This is a genomic window from Priestia megaterium NBRC 15308 = ATCC 14581 (genome assembly GCF_000832985.1).
GTDB lineage: Bacteria > Bacillota > Bacilli > Bacillales > Bacillaceae_H > Priestia > Priestia megaterium.
The window spans coordinates 1450023-1469563 of record NZ_CP009920.1 but is presented as its reverse complement, the minus strand read 5'-3'; the positions used below and the strand labels follow the sequence as shown (position 1 = coordinate 1469563).

Genomic DNA, 19541 nt, shown 5'->3' with positions numbered 1-19541 from the left:
TATTAATTGCAAAGTGATTTTTTCTGTGATAAGATACTTTCAAGAACTAAATAGTCCTGATGTGTTCGTCCTTAATCCAGTTTTGACCGAACAATTTTTTGCTTGGGAGCTCGGAGTTTTTAACGAGCGTACATGCCTCATCTCGAGGACTTACAATGGTTAAAGCAGAGCACCCACCTGCCGAGAGCGGGTTCAAAACGAAGGCACTCGAGACGGCACGATCGGGACTAGCATACATATAAAAAATCCTCTATGTAATTATTTGCATAGAGTTTTTTTATGGATAAATAACGAATGCTCATGTTCGTTTTGCTAAAAATATGGTATAGTCAATTTCGTTGTTTATTTGAATTATTCATATACGTTAGTGTATTTAATAGAGGAGTGTTTTAACATGTTGCATCAGTTTTCGCGTAATGAACTGGCGATAGGAAAAGAAGGGCTAGCTACTTTAAAAGGCAGCACAGTTGCTATTTTAGGGATAGGAGGAGTAGGGTCGTTTTCTGCTGAGGCTTTGGCTAGGTCAGGAGTAGGGCGTTTAATTCTTGTAGATAAAGACGATGTTGATATTACAAACGTAAATCGTCAAATTCACGCGCTGCTTTCTACGGTAGGTCAGCCCAAGACAGAATTAATGAAAAAACGTATTTTGGATATTAACCCAGACTGTGACGTCGTTTCTCTTCAAATGTTTTATACGGAAGAAACGTATGAAGAGTTCTTTAGTTACGAACCGGACTTCGTAGTGGATGCATCCGATACGATTTCGTATAAAATTCATTTAATGAAAGAATGTTTAAAACGTGATATTCCGATTATTTCAAGTATGGGTGCTGCGAATAAAATGGATCCAACACGTTTCAAAATTGCAGACATTTCAAAGACACATACAGATCCGATTGCAAAAGTGGTTCGTACTCGTCTGCGTAAAGAAGGAATTCGCAAAGGAATTAACGTCGTTTTTTCTGATGAACGTCCAATCGTTATTCGCGAAGAAGTTCGCAAAGAAGTAGGAAACGATCAAGCGCAAATTCGAAAAGCGAAAATGCCCCCATCTTCTAATGCTTTTGTTCCATCTGTAGCAGGATTAATTATGGGCGGTCATGTTATCAATGAATTATTAAGTGATATTAAGATTCGCCGCGTAGGTGATCAATAAAAAGAAGGCTATCGTAGCCTTCTTTTTTTTATGGAAATATCTGTTCTATTTATGCTTTGGATGGAATCTTCTGTTTGATATGTATAAAAAGTACTAATAAATTGAAAAATATGGATTGATGATGAATTTACACTGTATTAAAAAAAAGAGATTTATGTAAATTTATTTAACGCTTTATTTACATAAAATTTACGTTTTGGCTTTCTTTCTTTTGTATCTTCTACAGTAATATCCAGAAAGTCTTATATCTCAAGGGTTTTAATAGAAATAAGAAAAAATAAACCCCAAATAAGTAAGTTTACAGTAACTTAAAATTCACTTCATATAAAGACAACAATCTACTCGTATAATGTGTCTTGTACCTGTTGTTCGAGTACAAAGGACTAGTACTAATTACACATATATTTATTGGAGGGTAATGTAATGAAAACAAAGGGTTTTAAAGTAACATTAGCAGCTTTTTTAATGGTAGGAGCACTAGCAGCATGTGGTAAAGACGGAGCAAGCAACGACAGTGGTTCGGGCAGCAAAGAAGAAGTGTCAGGTACGTTAACAGCAGCGGGATCTACAGCTTTACAACCACTTGCAGAAGAAGCAGCGAATGGAATTACTGAAAAATATCCAAACCTTTCAGTAACGGTACAAGGTGGAGGTAGTGGAACGGGTGTTAACCAAGTAGCATCAGGAGCAGTTGACATTGGAAACTCTGATGTTCCAGCAGCCGATAAAATCGAAGATAAATCAAAAGCAGATAAACTTGTAGATACGAAAGTAGCGGGTATTGGGTTCGCACTTGTTGTAAATAAAGATGTAAAAGTAGAATCGTTAACAAAAGAGCAAATTCAAAAGATTTTCTCTGGTGAAATTAAAAACTGGAAAGAAGTTGGCGGAAACGACGAGAAAATTAACGTAATCAACCGTCCAGCATCATCTGGTACACGTGCTACATTCGAGAAAACATTAATGGGTGACGCAAAAGTAAATGACAGCGTTGGTACAGCTCAAGATTCAAACGGAGCGGTTGAGCAATCAGTAAACTCAACGCCAGGAGCAGTAAGTTACCTTGCTATGTCGTATTTAATTGGCGATAAAAAAGAAAGTTTAAAAATGCTTAATATTGATGGTGTAGAGCCAACAACAGAAAACATTGTTTCTAAAAAATATCCGTTTTGGTCTTATGAGTACATGATTACAAACGGTGAGCCAAAAGATGGTGCAAAAGAGTACATTGACTACGTAGCTGGTAAGGACTTTGCTAAGCAAGTAGAAGATATGGGATATATCCCAATGACTGAGTTCAAAAAATAAGAGTGTTTTTAAAAAGAATAGGGCTGACTAACACAGTCAGTCTTATTCTATTTGAATGTTAATAAAGTATATAGCGAATAAAAAGAAAAGCGAATATATACTGAATATGTAAGGAGACAGAGCGATGAAGGGGAAAAAATCCATTAATTATGTAAAAAGCGAATACATTGGCCGTACGCTTTCTACATTTTGCGGTATTCTAATTGTACTTGTTACGTTAGCTATTATCGTATTTATTTGTGAAAAAGGCATACAGTCATTTTTACAAAGTAATATATCAATCGGTGAAATGTTGACTTCAACAAAATGGAGCCCAAACAATAAAGAATACGGGGCACTTGTGTTTATTCTGGGTTCCATGCTTGTATCAATCGGAGCCGTGATTATAAGTGCTCCAATTGGAATTGCTATCGCCATTTTTAACAACTATATTTCGCCTAAATTTGGTTCAACGGTTTTACGACCGGTTTTAGAACTTTTAGTCGGAGTTCCTTCAGTGGTATACGGCCTTTTAGGGGTTACCATTTTAGTACCGCTTCTTCGCGATAACTTCGGCGGAGTGGGCTTTAGTTTGATTGCCGGAATTATTGTCTTAAGCGTCATGATTCTTCCGACAATTGCAAGTATTGCTGACGATGCAATTCGAAGCGTAGCACCTGAATATTTAGAAGCTTCTTATGGACTAGGTTCAACAAGATGGCAGGCAATTAGCCGAGTCATTATTCCATCTGCTAAAACAGGTATTTTAACAGGTATCGTGTTAGGACTTGCCCGCGCATTCGGAGAAGCGCTAGCTGTTCAAATGGTTATCGGAAACACGGTTAAGCTTCCTGAAAGCTTATATAGTCCAACGGCAACATTAACAGGTATTTTAACAATGGATATGTCTAATACGTTAAACGGAACGGCATGGAATAACGCATTGTGGACGTTAGCTATGATTTTACTGCTTATTTCTTTCGTGTTCATTTTAATTATCCGAGCAATTGGGAAACGAGGTGCTCATCAATGAGAAACAAAAATGCACGCACAGTAAATAATATATGGACAGGTATTTTTTATGGCATTGCCGCTCTAGTTGTGTTGCTATTAGTGTATTTAGTTGTTGAAATTATCGCTAAAGGCTGGGGGTTTTGGGACCCGAACTTTTTATTTGGAAAGCCAAGCAATACGATGGCGGGAGGCGGTATCGGACCTCAGCTGTTTAACTCGTTCTACATGCTTGTTTTAACGCTGATCATTTCTATTCCTCTTGGTTTAGGAGCCGGAATTTACTTAGCGGAGTACGCGAAGCAAGGTCGTTTCTTAAATTTCGTCCGCTTATGTATTGAAACAATGGCGTCATTACCGTCCATTGTAGTTGGTTTATTTGGATTATTAATTTTTGTCACATTTTCAGGCTGGGGCTATACGCTTATCGGTGGAGCACTTGTGATTACAATTTTAAATTTACCGGGTTTAACGCGCGTATGTGAAAGTGCGATTGCATCTGTTCCTGCGAGTGTAAAAGAAGCGAGTTTAGGGTTGGGTGCGACTAAATGGCAAACAATTGTCAAAGTCGTCATTCCATCAGCGATTCAACAAATTATCACAGGCGTTATTTTAACAGCGGGACGAATCTTTGGAGAGGCAGCTGCGTTGATTTATACGGCTGGCTTAACCACGCCGATGTTAAATTCAAATGCTGACTTAACGAGTCCTGTAAACCCGTTTAATATTTTTCGACCAGCAGAGACGCTTGCCGTTCACATTTGGAAATTAAACTCTGAAGGAATCGTACCTGATGCAAGATTGATTGCAACAAAGTCAGCTGCTATTCTAATCATTATGGTTCTGTTGTTTAACATAATCGCTCGTTTAGTCGCTAAACTTTTAGACAGCTACTTTAAAGGTTCAACAAAAACGAAAAAACGCAAAGAAGTTAAAAGTGCAGCTTAATAGATAAAGACAAAAAAGAAAATGGCTTTGAAACTGAGCAACAGTTTCAGCCATTTTCTTTTTTTAATGTCTCTAAACGATTGAAAACTTTTGAAAAGTATTTTTCTTGTCCATTTTGTTTAGGATGAAAATATTGTTTGTTTTTGATGCGATCCGGTAAATACTGTTGAAGGACCCATCCGTTATCAAAATCATGCGGGTATTGATATTCAACGCCTCGGCCAAGATTCTCTGCTCCTTTGTAATGAGCATCCTTCAAATGAGGGGGAACGTCGCCGGAAAACCCTTTTTTAATATCGCTTATCGCTTCATCTAATGCTTTGTAAGCAGCGTTGGACTTCGGTGATAGACAAAGCTCAATAACGGCGTTTGCAAGCGGGATACGTGCTTCTGGGAGTCCTAATCGCTCAGTTGCTTGAATAGCTGCGAGAGTTCTCATGCCGGCATCCGGATCAGCTAGTCCAATGTCTTCATACGCAATGACTAAAAGGCGACGATTGATGCTGATCAAGTCTCCTGCTTCAATTAGCCGTCCCAAATAATGAAGAGCGGCATTTACGTCGCTGCCGCGAATCGATTTTTGAAAAGCCGATAATACATCATAGTGAGCGTCACCATTTTTATCATGTGAAAAATATTTTTGCTGCAGACATTCTTCTGCTGTTTGTAAGGTAATAACGATTTTACCATCGCTTTCACCTGTTGATAAAACAGCCAGTTCCAGAGCATTCAAAGCCGAGCGCACGTCACCGTTACAGCTATTGGCAAAGTGGTTCATGGCGTCATCTTCTACGATGATTTTTCTATCCCCAAATCCGTTTGATGGATCGTTGAGCGCCCTTGTTAGCGCCATTTTGATATCATCTGGCGTAAGAGATTTTAATTCGAAGATTTGGCATCTGCTTCGAATAGCAGGATTAATTGCGTGATAAGGATTGCTTGTTGTCGCTCCGATTAGAATGATCATGCCGTTTTCTAAGTAAGGAAGCAAAAAGTCTTGCTTAGCTTTGTCAAGCCGATGAACTTCATCTAACAGCAGAATTACTTTGCCTGACATTTTGGCTTCTTCGGCGACAATTTCCATATCTTTTTTATTGTTTACAACGGCATTTAACTGACGAAACGCCGTGTTGGTTGTTTTTGCAATAGCTGTGGCAATTGTTGTTTTTCCAACGCCTGGAGGTCCATATAAAATCATCGAGCTTAAGTGATTTGCTTTTACCATTCGATAAATCATTTTATCTTTGCCAACTAAATGCTGCTGTCCGATAACGTCATCTAAATGAGTCGGACGCATTCGAAATGCGAGAGGTTTTGTAGCCATGTTTTTCTCCTTTCTTTTCTTTCACTGTATCACAAGCGGTGAATAGGTGGTGGAAATTTATCTTATAGGCATAGTATGTTATAATATCAACAGTTACATTTGCAAGAAATGCATATAGAGAAGTTCATATAGCTTAGTAAAAAACGACTCATCACAGCATTCAGTGACAACGTGAGGGTCTTATTTTTTTCATAAATAAAAAAAGTGTATTGAAGGAGTGTATCGTATGAAAATTTCAACAAAAGGACGCTACGGTTTAACGATTATGATTGAGCTTGCGAAGCGCTTTGGCGAAGGTCCTATCTCGCTTAAAACTATTGCTCAAACGCATGACTTATCTGAACATTATTTAGAGCAGCTTATTTCACCGCTGCGTAACGCTGGGCTTGTAAAAAGCGTGCGCGGAGCTTATGGCGGTTACATCTTAGCCCATGAACCTGCTAACATTACTTCTGGTGATATTATTTCTGTTTTAGAAGGTCCTATTAGTCCTGTAGAAGGAATTGAAGATGAAGAGCCTGCAAAACGCGAGCTGTGGATTCGTATTCGAGATGCGGTTAAAGAAGTGCTAGATAGTACAACGCTTGAAGATTTAGCAAATCATTCTGATGATGATCAAGCGTCTTATATGTTTTATATTTAATAATGAGCTAGGAGGCGTTTATTTTGGAACGTATTTATGTTGATCATGCAGCAACGTCTCCAATACATCCAGCAGTCGTTGAGAAAATGACGACATTTATGCATGAGTACTTTGGAAATCCGTCTAGTATTCATCACTATGGGCGGGAAAGTCGACGCTATTTAGACGAAGCTCGCCAAGCGATTGCAGCAAGTATTGGAGCACACGAAAATGAACTGATTTTTACAAGTGGTGGGACAGAAGCAGATAATATGGCACTGATCGGAGTAGCTCTTGCAAACCGCCATAAAGGAAATCATATTATTACCACGCAAATTGAACACCACGCTGTGCTTCATACGTGTGAATATTTAGAAACACAGGGCTTTGAAGTGACTTACTTACCAGTTAATGAGTACGGACAAGTATCTGTAGATGAAATAAAATCAGCCCTAACCGATCAAACAATTCTTGTGTCGGTGATGTTTGGAAATAATGAAGTAGGTGCTATTCAGCCAATTGGGGAAATTGGAGTTCTATTAAAAGAGCATGGAGCATATTTCCACACGGATGCAGTGCAAGCTTATGGATTAATTCCGTTAAATGTGCAACAATTAGGTGTCGATCTTTTATCCGTTTCGGCTCATAAAATTAACGGACCAAAAGGGATGGGCTTTTTATATGCAGCTGCTCACGTTTCACTGTCTCCTTTGCTATTTGGAGGAGAACAAGAGCGCAAACGACGAGCTGGAACTGAGAACATGACAAGTATTGTCGGGTTTGAAGAGGCTGTGAAAATTTCGCAACAAACGCTGCAAACACGTGCAGATGAATATAGAAGATACAAAGAAATAATGGTAGCTGTGTTGAAAGAAGAAGGTATTTCCTTTGAAATTAACGGACATCTTGAAAATTCTCTGCCACATGTGTTAAATTTATCATTTCCAAAAACAAATGTTGAATCGATGCTCGTGAATTTAGACTTAGCAGGAATTGCGGCATCAAGCGGTTCAGCTTGCACAGCGGGAGCAATCGATCCTTCTCATGTGCTTGTAGCTATGTTTGGAAAAGGGTCTGAACGTTTAACAACTTCTATTCGATTTAGCTTTGGCTTAGGAAACACAGCTGAGCAAATTGAAAAAACCGCACGTCAAACAGCAAACATCGTTAAGCGACTAACGATGTAAATAGCAGCCATCAGTAGGGTCTTCATCCCTCACTGATGGTTTGTGTCGTTTCTTTCGCTTTTTAGCGAACAATTTAATTAAAATGAAGAAAACGGAGGTGGCGAAGTTGACAAAATCACCTAAAGATACACGTGTAGTAGTCGGAATGAGCGGAGGCGTTGATTCATCCGTAGCAGCTCTTTTATTAAAACAACAAGGATACGATGTGATCGGAATCTTTATGAAAAACTGGGACGATACGGATGAAAACGGCGTTTGTACTGCGACTGAAGATTATAACGATGTTATTCGCGTATGTAATCAAATTGGTATTCCCTACTATGCAGTCAACTTTGAAAAACAATATTGGGATAAAGTATTTACCTACTTTTTAGATGAATATAAAGCAGGTCGTACACCGAATCCTGATGTAATGTGTAATAAAGAAATTAAATTCAAAGCCTTTTTAGAGCATGCAATGACGCTAGGAGCAGATTATCTAGCGACAGGACATTATGCACGCGTTGCGTACCGCGACGGGGAGTATAAAATGCTTCGAGGCGTAGATGGAAATAAAGATCAAACGTATTTCTTAAATCAATTAGGACAAGATCAGCTTTCAAAAGTAATGTTCCCGATTGGTGAAATTGAGAAATCAAAAGTGCGTGAAATTGCGAAAGAAGCAGGCCTTGCTACAGCAACGAAAAAAGACAGCACAGGTATTTGCTTTATTGGTGAACGCAACTTCAAAGAATTTTTAAGTCAGTATCTTCCTGCTCAGCCAGGTGTAATGCAAACGCTTGACGGCGAAGTAAAAGGCAAGCACGACGGTCTCATGTACTATACAATTGGCCAACGCCATGGTTTAGGTATTGGAGGCAGCGGTGAACCTTGGTTTGTAGTCGGAAAAGATTTAGAAAAAAATGTTTTGTACGTCGATCAAGGCTTTCACAATGAGCTGCTCTATTCTACATCTCTCACAGCAACCAATGTCAGCTGGGTAAGCGAACGTGACTGGTCGTCACCAATGACGTGCACAGCAAAATTCCGCTATCGTCAAACTGATTCAGCAGTAACCGTTGAAAAAGTCGATGATAATACAATTAAGGTTATTTTTGCTGAACCTGTTCGCGCAATTACGCCAGGTCAAGCAGTTGTGTTTTACAAAGATGATGAATGTCTTGGCGGAGCAACAATTGACAAAGTATTTCAAGAAGAAGAGCAAATCTGGTACGTATAATTCATATAAGCAAGAACGAAAAACCTCGGCCGTATATAGCTGAGGTTTTTCTATGATATACTTTACTTATTGGGTAAACTAATAACTTACATATTCTAGATTTTCATGATGTGAAAATCTCTTAAATCATAACTAAAACAGTGGAGTGAACGAAAAAATGACAGATAAAAATCAGCTAGGAATTCAGTATATGCAGGAAGGGAAATTTGAAGAGGCTGCTAAAACATTTTCAGAAGCAATTGAAGATAATCCAAAAGATCCAATTGTGTATGTGAATTTTGGCAATTTGTTAGCGGCTGTTAGTGAGATGGATCGTGCTTTGAAATTTTATGAACGTGCGATTGAATTAGATGAAGAAACGGCAACAGCGTATTACGGAGCAGGAAATATTTATTTTAATGCAGAGCAGCTTGAACAGGCAAAGCACTACTTTGATTTAGCAATCAAAAAAGGCTTAGATTCATCCGATGCGTACTTTATGCTTGGTTTAACGCTGTTTCATATGGAAGAAATTCGTTTCGCGATGCCTTATCTTCAGCGGGCGGTAGAACTAAACGAACATGATGTAGAAGCAAAATTTCAGTACGGTCTTTGTTTAGCACAGCTCGAAATGGTAGATGAAGCAATTGCTGAATTCCTTAAGGTAGTCAATCAAGAGCCAGAACATGCCGATGCTTTTTATAATTTAGGCGTAGCGTATGCCATGAAAGATGACAAAGACAAGGCGATTGAGATGTTAGATGAAGCTTTAAACGTGCAGCCAGATCACGTAATGGCAGCAAATGCCAAACAAGTTCTGTCTACATTAGAACATTAAGAAAGCGGGTAAAGGAAGGATAACATGAACGAAGAACAAGTGAACCCTTCACAGCCAGAACGTCATTATATAAGCGGCACGTCGATTGTAACCGTCTTTCATAACGAAGAAAACTTATATAACGTTACGCGGATACGGATCAAAAAAACAAATTTAGAGATTGAAGATAAAGAAACGGTCGTCACAGGTTATTTTCCTAAGCTGAATGAAGATGAAGTATACACGTTTTACGGAGACTTCAAAGAGCATCCAAAGTTTGGTCTGCAGTTTCATGTTGAACAGTTTAAAAAAGAACTTCCGCAATCAAGGCAAGGGGTTGTTCAGTACCTGTCTAGCGATTTATTTCACGGAATCGGTAAAAAAACTGCTGAAAACATTGTGGACGCTCTAGGAGAACGCGCTATTTTTCGTATTTTGCAAAATGAGTCTGTGCTAAAAGAGGTTCCGAGGCTTTCAGCCGACAAGGCAGAAGCTTTAGTCACGCAGCTTCGTGAACATCAAGGGTTAGAAGAAGTAATGGTAAAGCTGACAGACCTTGGATTTGGACCGCAGCTTTCGATGAAGATTTTCCAAGCGTACAAACAAGAAGCGCTTGAAATTGTTCAAAATAATCCTTATCAGCTCGTAGAAGATATTCAGGGTATTGGCTTTAGCAGGGCCGATGAACTTGGAAAGAGGCTTGGTATGGCAACCAATCATCCTGATCGTTTGCGTGCAGGTATTTTATATGTCATTGAGCAAGAATGCAATCAAATGGGACATGTATACGTCACGGCAGATCAGCTGTATGGAAAAACAGCAGAGCTTCTTCGAAAAAGCAGGCATGAGAATCTGTCTGAAATGGATCTTACAAGAGAAGTGGACGCATTAAAAGCAGACAAAAAGCTTATCATTCAAGACGAAAAAATTTATTTTCCTCCCCTTTTCTATGCTGAAAAAGGGCTGGTTAAAGCTATTCAAAAAATTATGGCTCAAACGCAGTACGAAGAGCAGTTTCCAGAATCAGAATTCTTATTGGCACTGGGTGAACTAGAAGAGCGATTAGACGTGCAATATGCACCTTCTCAGCGCAAGGGCATACAAACCGCTTTAATGTCTCCGATGCTTCTCTTAACAGGTGGACCAGGTACAGGGAAAACAACGGTTATTAAAGGAATAGTCGAACTCTATGCAGAACTTCACGGATGTTCGTTAAATCCAGGGGATTATAAAAAAGATGAAGCTTTTCCTGTTTTACTTGTGGCACCTACTGGACGCGCTGCTAAACGAATGAGCGAAGCGACGGGACTTCCAGCAGTTACCATTCACAGATTATTAAAATGGAACGGACAAGAAGGATTTGATCATAATGAGGAAAATCCAATTGACGGAAAATTACTGATTGTGGATGAAGTATCAATGGTAGATTTGTGGCTTGCTCATCAGCTGTTTAAATCTCTTCCTGCTAATTTACAGGTTATTTTAGTTGGAGACGAAGACCAGCTTCCTTCAGTAGGTCCGGGACAGGTGTTAAAAGATTTACTGAGTTCAGAAGTAGTTCCTACCGTCCGTCTTACAGATGTATACCGGCAAGCGGAAGGATCGTCAATTATTGATTTGGCTCATGAAATAAAAAAAGGAAAGCTTCCGGAAGACTTATCAAGGCAGCAAGGAGATCGTTCTTTTATTCGTTGTCAAGGACAGCACATCACGAACGTCGTGCAACAAGTTTGCGGGAATGCGTTAAAAAAAGGCTATACGGCTAAAGATATTCAAGTTCTAGCTCCTATGTATAAAGGTCCTGCAGGTATTGATAAGCTGAATGAAGTTCTTCAGGAATTATTCAACCCGGCTTCCGAGCAAAGAAGAGAGCTTAAGCACGGAGATATCACGTACCGAGTGGGAGATAAAGTGCTGCAGCTTGTAAATCAGCCGGATAGCAACGTATTTAACGGAGATATGGGAGAAATCGTCTCGGTTTTCTTTGCCAAAGAAAATACGGAAAAACAGGATATGCTGGTTATTTCATATGAAGGAAATGAAGTAACTTACACAAAGCAAGACTTTAATCAAATAACTCATGCATACTGCTGTTCCATTCATAAATCACAGGGAAGTGAATTTCCCATTGTTGTGCTTCCAATTGTTAAAAGCTATTACCGGATGCTGCGACGCAATTTACTTTATACCGCTGTTACGCGAAGCAAACAGTTTTTAATTTTATGCGGCGAAGACGAAGCGTTTCAGCTTGGCGTCAGCCGAAATGAAGACAGCATCCGACAAACGAATTTACAGCCGTTGCTTCGAGAAAGCTTGGATAACGACATAGAAGATCCCGAAATTCCATTTATGAAAGATGCAAATATTGGGATGGAAAACGTTACGCCGTATGATTTCATGTAACCTTTCGTATGCTAACAAAGAGTTAAATAAACTCCTTTGTTGCCATCCTTCTTTGCTAATTGTCAGAAAATAAAGTATGGACATGGAAAGAAGTGGACATAATGCGTTTATATAAGTAGAACGTATAAAGAGGTGTCGACTTTGTTTAAATGTCCAAACTGTAAAAGTATTGACGTTGGCAAAATTGGTGTAAATCAGTATTACTGCTGGAATTGTTTTATTGAAATGACTATTTCAAAAGGACAAATTAATACTCACCAAGTAGAAGAAGATGGAACATTGAGCTCGCTTGATGATTTGTTCTCAGACGACGAGCGCACAATTAATTTCTAATTCTTTTTTACCGGGAGGAAGAGCAATGGGCAGAATCATTCCGTCAGTAGTCGCTTTCGGTCTTGGAGCTTATGCATTTAAAATGGCAGATGATCGAGAGATGTTTACAAAAAGAAATATGAAAAAAATGCGTAAACGTATGATGAAAGCTATTCACTAATAAAAAAGCACTATTGCACTGAGCTGCAATAGTGCTTTTTTGCAGGCAGAAGAGACAACAGCATGTATAAACTCCTTTCTTTATCAAAAAATAGAAGAGAGGAGGAGTTTACGTTGAAAGATAGTTCATTCAAATGGTTCTATAGATTCGGACTGCTGTTATTAGCGCTGCTGTGCATATTAGTCTTTTTTAAAGTCCAGTTTTTATGGCTTCCTGTTATTTACATGTTTTTAAAAGCACTGCTGCCTTTTTTTATTGCAGCATTCATTACATATTTACTTCATCCGCTTATTGAAAAAACGCATGATAAAGGCGTGCCTCGTCCTCTAGCTATTTTACTGATCTACATCATCTTTTTTGGAGGAATTGGGTTTGGAGCCTATAAGTCGTACCCTATTTTTGTGGAACAAGTAAAAGATTTAAACGAACAGCTGCCTCATTTTACGAATACATATAGACATTGGGTAGAATCGATTCATGATCGTACAACTTCACTTCCAAACGGTGTACATGAGAAAATTGAAGGCAGCATTGATGATGTAGAGGCTACGCTCAACGTGTGGCTTACAAAAGTGGCCGAAGGATTAAAGTCATTGATTACTTCTTTTTTGATTTTAATCATTATTCCATTTATTGTTTTTTATATGCTGAAGGATTTTTCCTCTATTAAGAAAGCAACAGCTTATGTCACGCCTAAAAAGTGGCACAAACCAGGCGAACGTTTTTTATCGGATGTGAATGAATCGCTCGGCAATTACATTAGAGGGCAATTTTTTGTTTGTCTGATTATTGGTGTGATTGCCACAGCAGCACTGTGGTTCTTTCATGTACCTTATGCACTTCTTTTAGGCTTCATTATTGGCGTAACGAATATCATTCCTTATTTTGGCCCGATTATTGGTGCGGTTCCAGCGGCTATTATTGCAGCCACAATCTCGATAAAGTTGGTTATTACCATTGTCATTATAATCTTTGTGCTGCAATTTCTAGAGGGAAATGTGCTGTCTCCGCTTATCGTAGGAAAGAGTCTTCATATTCATCCTTTGTTTATCATGCTTGCGCTCCTTTTAGGAGGAGAATTTGGAGGAGTATTGGGTCTCATTTTGGCTGTGCCAATTTTAGCAGTCATTAAAATATCTATTTTGCATATCCGCTCTTATACGCTCAAACATTGACAAAGAGCGGTTAATTTGTCATAATATCGCCATAAGAAAACGCTACATATTTTAAACACAATGATGGATCGAGTACGTTGCACACTGGTTTTTAGAGAAGGGCTTCCTTGGCTGAAAGAAGCGCTAAACAAAGAGCAGCTGAACGCTAGTCCAGAGTGCAGGCTAAAACCTGCCGTGTCAGCAACGTTAACGCTATGAAGGTGATAAGTGCTTTAGGCATTTATAATCAGGGTGGTACCGCGAGTTCAACTCTCGTCCCTGCTACAGGGATGAGAGTTTTTTTGTGTGCAAATAACTAGCAATTGCTTTTGTACACAGAGAAAATAGATGCTTTTATGTCATCATTTTTTTGTCTATAAATAAGAAGAGTATTAAAGGAGGACCAATCATGAAAAAACTGACGTCAGCACAAGTTCGTCAAATGTATTTAGATTTCTTTAAAGAAAAAGGCCATGATGTAGAACCAAGCGCATCTTTAGTCCCGCATGAAGATCCATCTTTATTATGGATTAACAGTGGAGTAGCTACATTAAAAAAATATTTTGATGGTCGTGTTATTCCTCAAAATCCACGTATTTGTAACGCACAAAAATCCATTCGTACAAACGATATCGAAAACGTAGGTAAAACGGCTCGCCATCATACGTTTTTTGAAATGCTTGGTAATTTCTCTATCGGTGATTATTTCAAAGAAGAAGCCATCCAATGGGCATGGGAATTCTTAACGAGCGATAAATGGATTGGATTCGACGCAGATAAGCTATCTGTAACAGTTCACCCTGAAGATGAAGAAGCATTTAAGATTTGGAATGAAAAAATGGGCGTGCCTAAAGAGCGCATCATTCGTTTGGAAGGTAATTTCTGGGATATCGGAGAAGGTCCGAGTGGTCCAAATACAGAGATCTTTTATGATCGCGGAGAAGCATATGGAAATGACCTAACTGATCCGGAATTATATCCAGGTGGAGAAAATGAGCGCTATTTAGAAATTTGGAACCTTGTATTTTCTCAATTTAATCACAATCCTGATGGCACGTACACGCCGCTTCCAAAGAAAAACATCGATACGGGAATGGGCTTAGAGCGTATGGTTTCTGTTATTCAAGACGTGCAAACAAACTTTGATACAGATTTGTTTATGCCGATTATTGAAGCAACAGAAAACATTTCAGGCGCTAAATATCGTACAAATGATGAGCAAGATACGGCATTTAAAGTCATTGCTGACCATATTCGTACGGTAACATTTGCTGTAGGTGATGGCGCGCTTCCTTCAAATGAAGGCCGTGGGTATGTGCTGCGCCGTTTGTTACGCCGAGCAGTTCGCTATGCTAAAAAGTTAAACATTAATCGTCCGTTCATGTACGAGCTAGTGCCGGTAGTAGGTGAAATCATGGTTGATTTCTATCCGGAAGTAAAGGGAAAAACGGATTTTATCCAGCGCGTAGTAAAAAATGAAGAAGAGCGTTTTCACGAAACGTTAAATGACGGACTAGCTATTTTGGCAACCGTTATTAAAAAAGAAAAAGCGCAAAACAGTGATACGGTACAAGGGGAAGATGTTTTCCGTTTATATGACACGTATGGATTCCCTGTTGAATTAACGGAAGAATATGCAGAAGATGAGAACATGAAAATTGATCATGCAGGTTTTGAACGTGAAATGGAAGCACAGCGTGAGCGTGCGCGTGCTGCTCGTCAAGATTCTAGTTCTATGCAAGTTCAAGGCGGCGTACTTGGTGAAGTAACCGTTGCAAGTGAGTTTGTTGGCTATGATAAAAATGAAGTAGAAACAGTTGTTGAAGCAATTATTGTAGACGGTGAGCTTGTTGACCGCGCTGAAGCTGGAACAGAAGCGCAAGTCATCTTAAGCCACACGCCATTCTATGCAGAAAGCGGCGGTCAAATTGCGGACCAAGGTACGATCCAAAGTGCTGCAGGAACAGCGGAAGTAAAAGACGTTCAAAAAGCGCCAAACGGCCAAAATGTCCAAACGGTAGCTGTAACACACGGTGAGCTTGTAAAAGGTGAAACATATACGGCGACGCTTGATGAAGAAAACCGCAGTGCGATTGTGAAAAACCATACGGCAACGCATTTATTGCATCAAGCATTAAAAGATACGTTAGGAACGCATGTTAATCAAGCGGGTTCTTTAGTAACAGCGGATCGCTTGCGCTTTGACTTCTCTCACTTTGGTCAAGTGACACAAGAAGAGCTCGAGAAAATTGAACAAATCGTTAATGAAAAGATTTGGGACAGTATCTCTGTACAAATTGAAAACAAAGCAATTGACGAAGCAAAAGCGATGGGTGCAATGGCGCTATTCGGTGAGAAATACGGAGATATCGTGCGCGTAGTACAAGTAGGCGACTACAGCTTAGAATTATGTGGTGGATGTCACGTGCCAAATACGTCTGTTATCGGTTTATTTAAAATTGTATCAGAATCGGGAATCGGTGCAGGTACTCGACGCATTGAAGCTGTAACTGGAAAAGCTGCCTATCAGTTAATGAACGATCAAGTAGGCTTACTAAAAGAAGCTGCGGCAAAAGTAAAATCCAACCCGCGTGATTTAGTAGGGCGCGTTGAAGGATTACTAGAAGAAATTCGTAATCTTCAGCGTGAAAATGATTCACTATCTACAAAGCTTGGCAATATTGAAGCTGGCAATCTCGTTGACCGTGTGCAAAACATTAATGGTGTGAATGTACTAGCAGCGAAAGTGAATGCAACGGATATGAATAACCTTCGTGCAATGGTTGACGATTTAAAACAAAAATTAGAATCCGCTGTAATCGTATTAGCTTCTCCACAAGGTGAAAAGGTAAATATTATTGCAGGTGTAACAAAAGATTTAATTGCTAAAGGCCATCATGCTGGCAAACTTGTTAAAGAAGTAGCGACGATTTGCGGCGGAGGCGGAGGCGGACGCCCTGACATGGCGCAAGCTGGAGGAAAAGATGCTAGCCAAATTGAAAAAGCACTTGGCACTGTAGAAGAATGGGTTAAATCCGTTTAATTCTCCTCTTTCTTGGTGTACAATATAAATAAGACTTAGCATAGTGCACAATGTGTTCACAAATTAAGAGAGTGAGGTGGGACCGTGAGTTCATTTGATAAAACCATGCAATTTAATTTTCAAGATGAGCCAGCTGAAACAAACGTACATGAAGTATTGTTTACGGTTTATGACGCACTGCAAGAAAAAGGCTACAACCCGATCAACCAAATCGTTGGGTATTTGTTATCAGGAGACCCTGCTTACATTCCTCGTCATAACGATGCGAGAAACACAATTCGCCAGTTAGAGCGAGACGAGCTCATTGAAGAACTTGTTAAATCTTATTTACAACAGCATCGAAAGGATTCATAAATGCGCGTATTAGGATTAGATGTAGGAACCAAAACAATTGGTGTGGCAGTTAGTGATGAAATGGGATGGACAGCGCAAGGAATTGAAACAATTAAAATTGCAGATGAGCAGATGGAGCAATCATATCCTCGTTTACAGCAGCTAATTGACGAATATTCCGTAGAGAAAATTGTAGTGGGTCTTCCTAAAAATATGAATGGTACGATTGGCCCTCGAGGCGAAGCGTGCATTGAGTTTGCTGACAACGTCAAAGAAAAACTTAACATTGAAACGATGATGTGGGACGAGCGTTTGTCGACGATGGCAGCAGAGCGAGTACTGCTGTCTGCCGATGTAAGCCGCAAGAAACGCAAAAAAGTAATCGATAAAATGGCAGCTGTTATGATTCTTCAAGGATACTTAGACAGCAAGCAGTAAGAAAAGCAGCAGGCTTTGCCTCAGCTGAAAAGTTATGAATTTCCCTTTTGCATATTCTTTTGTACGTAAAAGGGAAGTGAAATAACTGAACGGCTTGCTTTTCACTGAAGAAAAAGTTAAGCTAAGAGCTTACAATATAAAATGAGGTGCAAACATGAGCGTAGAAGAAAATAAAATTACAATCGTCGATGAGAATGGAAATGAGCAGCTATGCGAAATTTTATTCACATTTGATTCTGATCAATATAACAAATCATATGTAATTTACTATCCAATCGGAGCAGACCAAGATGATGAAGAGGAAATTGAAATTCATGCATCTGCTTTCACACCAAGTGAAGATGGTCAAGACGGTGAGCTACAACCGATTGAAACAGAAGAAGAGTGGGACATGGTTGAGGAAATGGTTAATACATTCCTTGACGAAGAAGGCGAATAATTATAGTAAAAAAGCTGATGACAATCGTTATCAGCTTTTTTTTACATAGCGGCTGTGCTTTTTAGATATAAAAAGGTTTTTCCTTGCATTCTTAGGGCAGATTGTATGATAATGACGAAAAATAAGATAAATTGTAGTATAATAATTCCTGCGTGTGAGAGTGCATTTTAATAAAAGAATTCATTGTTTGAACGGATGAAACTAGACTTTGGGCAGACAATAACATAAATCATGGAAAAATTTTAGAAGAGGCGAGAGTTTAAGGAAGCGATACCATCTCACACCTATAGGCGATACGAATGAATCGCAATCTCATGTCTCCTCTCTGTTCATACTTATAAAAAATCAAGAAGAAAAGAGGTGAAACTGGTTGTATCTTCTTTTACAGAAGTAGATTTAACCAGGAAGCTGCTTGTCGCAACAAACATTTTTACCACCTAATCGTTCAAGAAAAAAACGAGTTATTTTTATTACAATTATCGTACTTCTTTTACTAGTTGGCGGTGCATTTTTCTATGCTCAATCCCGCTTAACGCCCGTGGATCGAAACAGCAATAAAAAAGTAAATGTGACCATTCCACAAGGTTCTTCCGTCCAATCGATTGGTACGGTATTGCAAAAAGAAGATTTAATTAAAAGCAAAAGTGCATTTCGCTATTACGTAAAATTAACCCATGTGTCTGGATTTCAAGCTGGAACGTATTTATTTTCTCCTTCCATGAGCTTAGGGGAAATGGTTGAAAAAATGGAAAAAGGCGAGGTTTCAAAACAACCTGATATTCGTGTCACCATTCCAGAAGGACGTCAGCTTGTCGAAATTGCTGATATCATTGCTAAAAATACAAAGTTTACAAAAGACGAAGTCATGAAAAAGCTAGACGATAAGGCATTCGTCAATAAAATGAAAGAAAAATATCCAGATTTAGTAACGGATGAAGTGATGCAAAAAGATATTAAACATCCGCTAGAAGGTTATTTATATCCCGTTACGTATGATTTTTATGATAAAAATGTGTCGTTAGATGAAATATTGGATAAAATGGTAGGGAAAACAAATAATGTATTAGGTCAGTACAGTGGGCAAATGGAGAAGAAAAAATTCAGTGCACATAAATTGTTAACCATGTCTTCTCTGATTGAAGAGGAAGCAACTGCAAAAGTCGACCGAGAAAAAATTGCCAGCGTCTTTTATAATCGCCTTGAAAAAAATATGCCGCTTCAAACGGATCCAACCGTCTTATATGCCTTAGGAGAGCATAAAGACCGCGTGTTCTATAAGCATTTAGAAGTGGACTCTCCTTACAATACGTATAAAGTAAAAGGGTTGCCTCCAGGACCAATTGCCAGCTCTGGTTTGATGTCAATCAAAGCTGCGTTACATCCAGCCAATACAGATTATTTATACTTCTTGGCCACACCTGAAGGGAAAGTTATTTTTACCAAAACGTTAGAAGAACATAACAAAGAAAAAGCCAAGCATATTACAGGTAAAGAAAAGCAAAATACCGAAAAATAAGTGGGAATTTAAAATTGGGGAATCGCGATACTTCGCATTCCCCATCTTTTATGTTAAAATATATCGGGTTTACGTAAAAACGAAAAAAACTTATAATAGACTAGTTGTCTTACTATTTTGCAGTAATGAAACGTTATGAAAACATAATGTAAAATGTACTTCTGAGAAC

The 19541-nt window shown here is 39.0% G+C and carries 18 protein-coding genes and 1 other RNA gene; 18 read left to right on the top strand and 1 reads right to left on the bottom strand.

Annotation, left to right across the window (positions count from 1 at the left end; translation table 11 throughout):
* Window positions 1-50 precede the first annotated feature (50 nt).
* The 5 genes from ssrS (at window position 51) to pstA (ending at window position 4405) form a co-directional block, all read left to right on the top strand.
* Window positions 51-232: non-coding RNA, 6S RNA (ssrS, locus tag BG04_RS29630), on the top strand.
* 162 nt (window positions 233-394) lie between these two features.
* Window positions 395-1159, top strand: a complete 765-nt coding sequence (locus BG04_RS08180) for a tRNA threonylcarbamoyladenosine dehydratase (protein WP_034648810.1) — start codon at window positions 395-397, stop codon at window positions 1157-1159.
* 423 nt (window positions 1160-1582) lie between these two features.
* Complete coding sequence (locus BG04_RS08175) at window positions 1583-2467, top strand: phosphate ABC transporter substrate-binding protein PstS family protein (RefSeq protein WP_013059301.1); 885 nt, start codon at window positions 1583-1585, stop codon at window positions 2465-2467.
* Window positions 2468-2591: 124 nt separating this feature from the next.
* Complete coding sequence (gene pstC, locus BG04_RS08170; protein WP_013059300.1) at window positions 2592-3479, top strand: phosphate ABC transporter permease subunit PstC; 888 nt, start codon at window positions 2592-2594, stop codon at window positions 3477-3479.
* The gene (pstA, locus tag BG04_RS08165) at window positions 3476-4405 is read left to right on the top strand and encodes a phosphate ABC transporter permease PstA (protein ID WP_016765623.1); all 930 of its coding nucleotides are present in this window, start codon (window positions 3476-3478) and stop codon (window positions 4403-4405) included. Before pstC ends, pstA begins: the two co-directional genes overlap by 4 nt.
* Before the next feature lie 46 nt (window positions 4406-4451).
* On the opposite strand, the gene BG04_RS08160 is transcribed toward pstA, so the two are convergent.
* Window positions 4452-5729 carry a replication-associated recombination protein A gene (locus BG04_RS08160; protein ID WP_016765622.1) on the bottom strand — a complete coding sequence of 426 codons (1278 nt, stop codon included), beginning with the start codon at window positions 5727-5729 and terminating at the stop codon, window positions 4452-4454.
* A gap of 226 nt (window positions 5730-5955) precedes the next feature.
* Between BG04_RS08160 and cymR the strand changes: the two genes are divergently transcribed.
* The 13 genes from cymR to mltG all read left to right on the top strand — a co-directional run bounded on the left by cymR (window position 5956) and on the right by mltG (window position 19372).
* Window positions 5956-6372 (top strand): cysteine metabolism transcriptional regulator CymR, encoded by a 417-nt coding sequence (gene cymR, locus BG04_RS08155; protein ID WP_013059297.1) that lies wholly within the window; start codon window positions 5956-5958, stop codon window positions 6370-6372.
* A 23-nt stretch (window positions 6373-6395) separates the two neighbouring features.
* On the top strand, window positions 6396-7538 hold the full coding sequence (locus BG04_RS08150; RefSeq protein ID WP_034648817.1) for a cysteine desulfurase family protein: 1143 nt from the start codon (window positions 6396-6398) through the stop codon (window positions 7536-7538).
* A gap of 106 nt (window positions 7539-7644) precedes the next feature.
* Complete coding sequence (gene mnmA / locus BG04_RS08145; RefSeq protein WP_034648820.1) at window positions 7645-8757, top strand: tRNA 2-thiouridine(34) synthase MnmA; 1113 nt, start codon at window positions 7645-7647, stop codon at window positions 8755-8757.
* Between the two features lie 157 nt (window positions 8758-8914).
* Window positions 8915-9574, top strand: coding sequence for a tetratricopeptide repeat protein (locus BG04_RS08140; protein WP_013085089.1), 660 nt, complete (start codon window positions 8915-8917; stop codon window positions 9572-9574).
* 24 nt (window positions 9575-9598) lie between these two features.
* Window positions 9599-11956 (top strand): SF1B family DNA helicase RecD2, encoded by a 2358-nt coding sequence (recD2, locus tag BG04_RS08135; RefSeq protein ID WP_034648822.1) that lies wholly within the window; start codon window positions 9599-9601, stop codon window positions 11954-11956.
* A 141-nt stretch (window positions 11957-12097) separates the two neighbouring features.
* On the top strand, window positions 12098-12289 hold the full coding sequence (locus BG04_RS08130; protein WP_013059292.1) for a hypothetical protein: 192 nt from the start codon (window positions 12098-12100) through the stop codon (window positions 12287-12289).
* 25 nt (window positions 12290-12314) lie between these two features.
* Complete coding sequence (locus BG04_RS29625) at window positions 12315-12449, top strand: YrzQ family protein (protein WP_013059291.1); 135 nt, start codon at window positions 12315-12317, stop codon at window positions 12447-12449.
* A gap of 113 nt (window positions 12450-12562) precedes the next feature.
* Window positions 12563-13624 (top strand): AI-2E family transporter, encoded by a 1062-nt coding sequence (locus tag BG04_RS08125; RefSeq protein WP_013059290.1) that lies wholly within the window; start codon window positions 12563-12565, stop codon window positions 13622-13624.
* A 388-nt stretch (window positions 13625-14012) separates the two neighbouring features.
* The gene (gene alaS, locus BG04_RS08120) at window positions 14013-16646 is read left to right on the top strand and encodes an alanine--tRNA ligase (protein WP_034648824.1); all 2634 of its coding nucleotides are present in this window, start codon (window positions 14013-14015) and stop codon (window positions 16644-16646) included.
* An 84-nt stretch (window positions 16647-16730) separates the two neighbouring features.
* A complete protein-coding gene (locus BG04_RS08115; protein ID WP_013059287.1) occupies window positions 16731-17000 on the top strand; it encodes an IreB family regulatory phosphoprotein in 270 nt (89 codons plus the stop codon).
* Window positions 17001-17417: a Holliday junction resolvase RuvX gene (gene ruvX / locus BG04_RS08110; RefSeq protein ID WP_013059286.1), complete on the top strand. Its 417-nt coding sequence runs from the start codon at window positions 17001-17003 to the stop codon at window positions 17415-17417.
* 154 nt (window positions 17418-17571) lie between these two features.
* The gene (locus tag BG04_RS08105) at window positions 17572-17856 is read left to right on the top strand and encodes a DUF1292 domain-containing protein (RefSeq protein WP_013059285.1); all 285 of its coding nucleotides are present in this window, start codon (window positions 17572-17574) and stop codon (window positions 17854-17856) included.
* A 412-nt stretch (window positions 17857-18268) separates the two neighbouring features.
* Window positions 18269-19372 (top strand): endolytic transglycosylase MltG, encoded by a 1104-nt coding sequence (mltG, locus tag BG04_RS08100; protein ID WP_013085087.1) that lies wholly within the window; start codon window positions 18269-18271, stop codon window positions 19370-19372.
* Window positions 19373-19541: the final 169 nt, after the last annotated feature.

Coding starts and splice junctions, on each gene's coding strand:
- cymR (WP_013059297.1), top strand. CDS start 5,956: ATGAAAATTTCAACAAAAGGACGCTACGGTTTAACGATTATGATTGAG.
- BG04_RS08140 (WP_013085089.1), top strand. CDS start 8,915: ATGACAGATAAAAATCAGCTAGGAATTCAGTATATGCAGGAAGGGAAA.
- BG04_RS08160 (WP_016765622.1), bottom strand. CDS start 5,729: ATGGCTACAAAACCTCTCGCATTTCGAATGCGTCCGACTCATTTAGAT.
- BG04_RS29625 (WP_013059291.1), top strand. CDS start 12,315: ATGGGCAGAATCATTCCGTCAGTAGTCGCTTTCGGTCTTGGAGCTTAT.
- ruvX (WP_013059286.1), top strand. CDS start 17,001: ATGCGCGTATTAGGATTAGATGTAGGAACCAAAACAATTGGTGTGGCA.
- pstA (WP_016765623.1), top strand. CDS start 3,476: ATGAGAAACAAAAATGCACGCACAGTAAATAATATATGGACAGGTATT.
- recD2 (WP_034648822.1), top strand. CDS start 9,599: ATGAACGAAGAACAAGTGAACCCTTCACAGCCAGAACGTCATTATATA.
- BG04_RS08105 (WP_013059285.1), top strand. CDS start 17,572: ATGAGCGTAGAAGAAAATAAAATTACAATCGTCGATGAGAATGGAAAT.
- BG04_RS08175 (WP_013059301.1), top strand. CDS start 1,583: ATGAAAACAAAGGGTTTTAAAGTAACATTAGCAGCTTTTTTAATGGTA.
- BG04_RS08180 (WP_034648810.1), top strand. CDS start 395: ATGTTGCATCAGTTTTCGCGTAATGAACTGGCGATAGGAAAAGAAGGG.
- alaS (WP_034648824.1), top strand. CDS start 14,013: ATGAAAAAACTGACGTCAGCACAAGTTCGTCAAATGTATTTAGATTTC.
- pstC (WP_013059300.1), top strand. CDS start 2,592: ATGAAGGGGAAAAAATCCATTAATTATGTAAAAAGCGAATACATTGGC.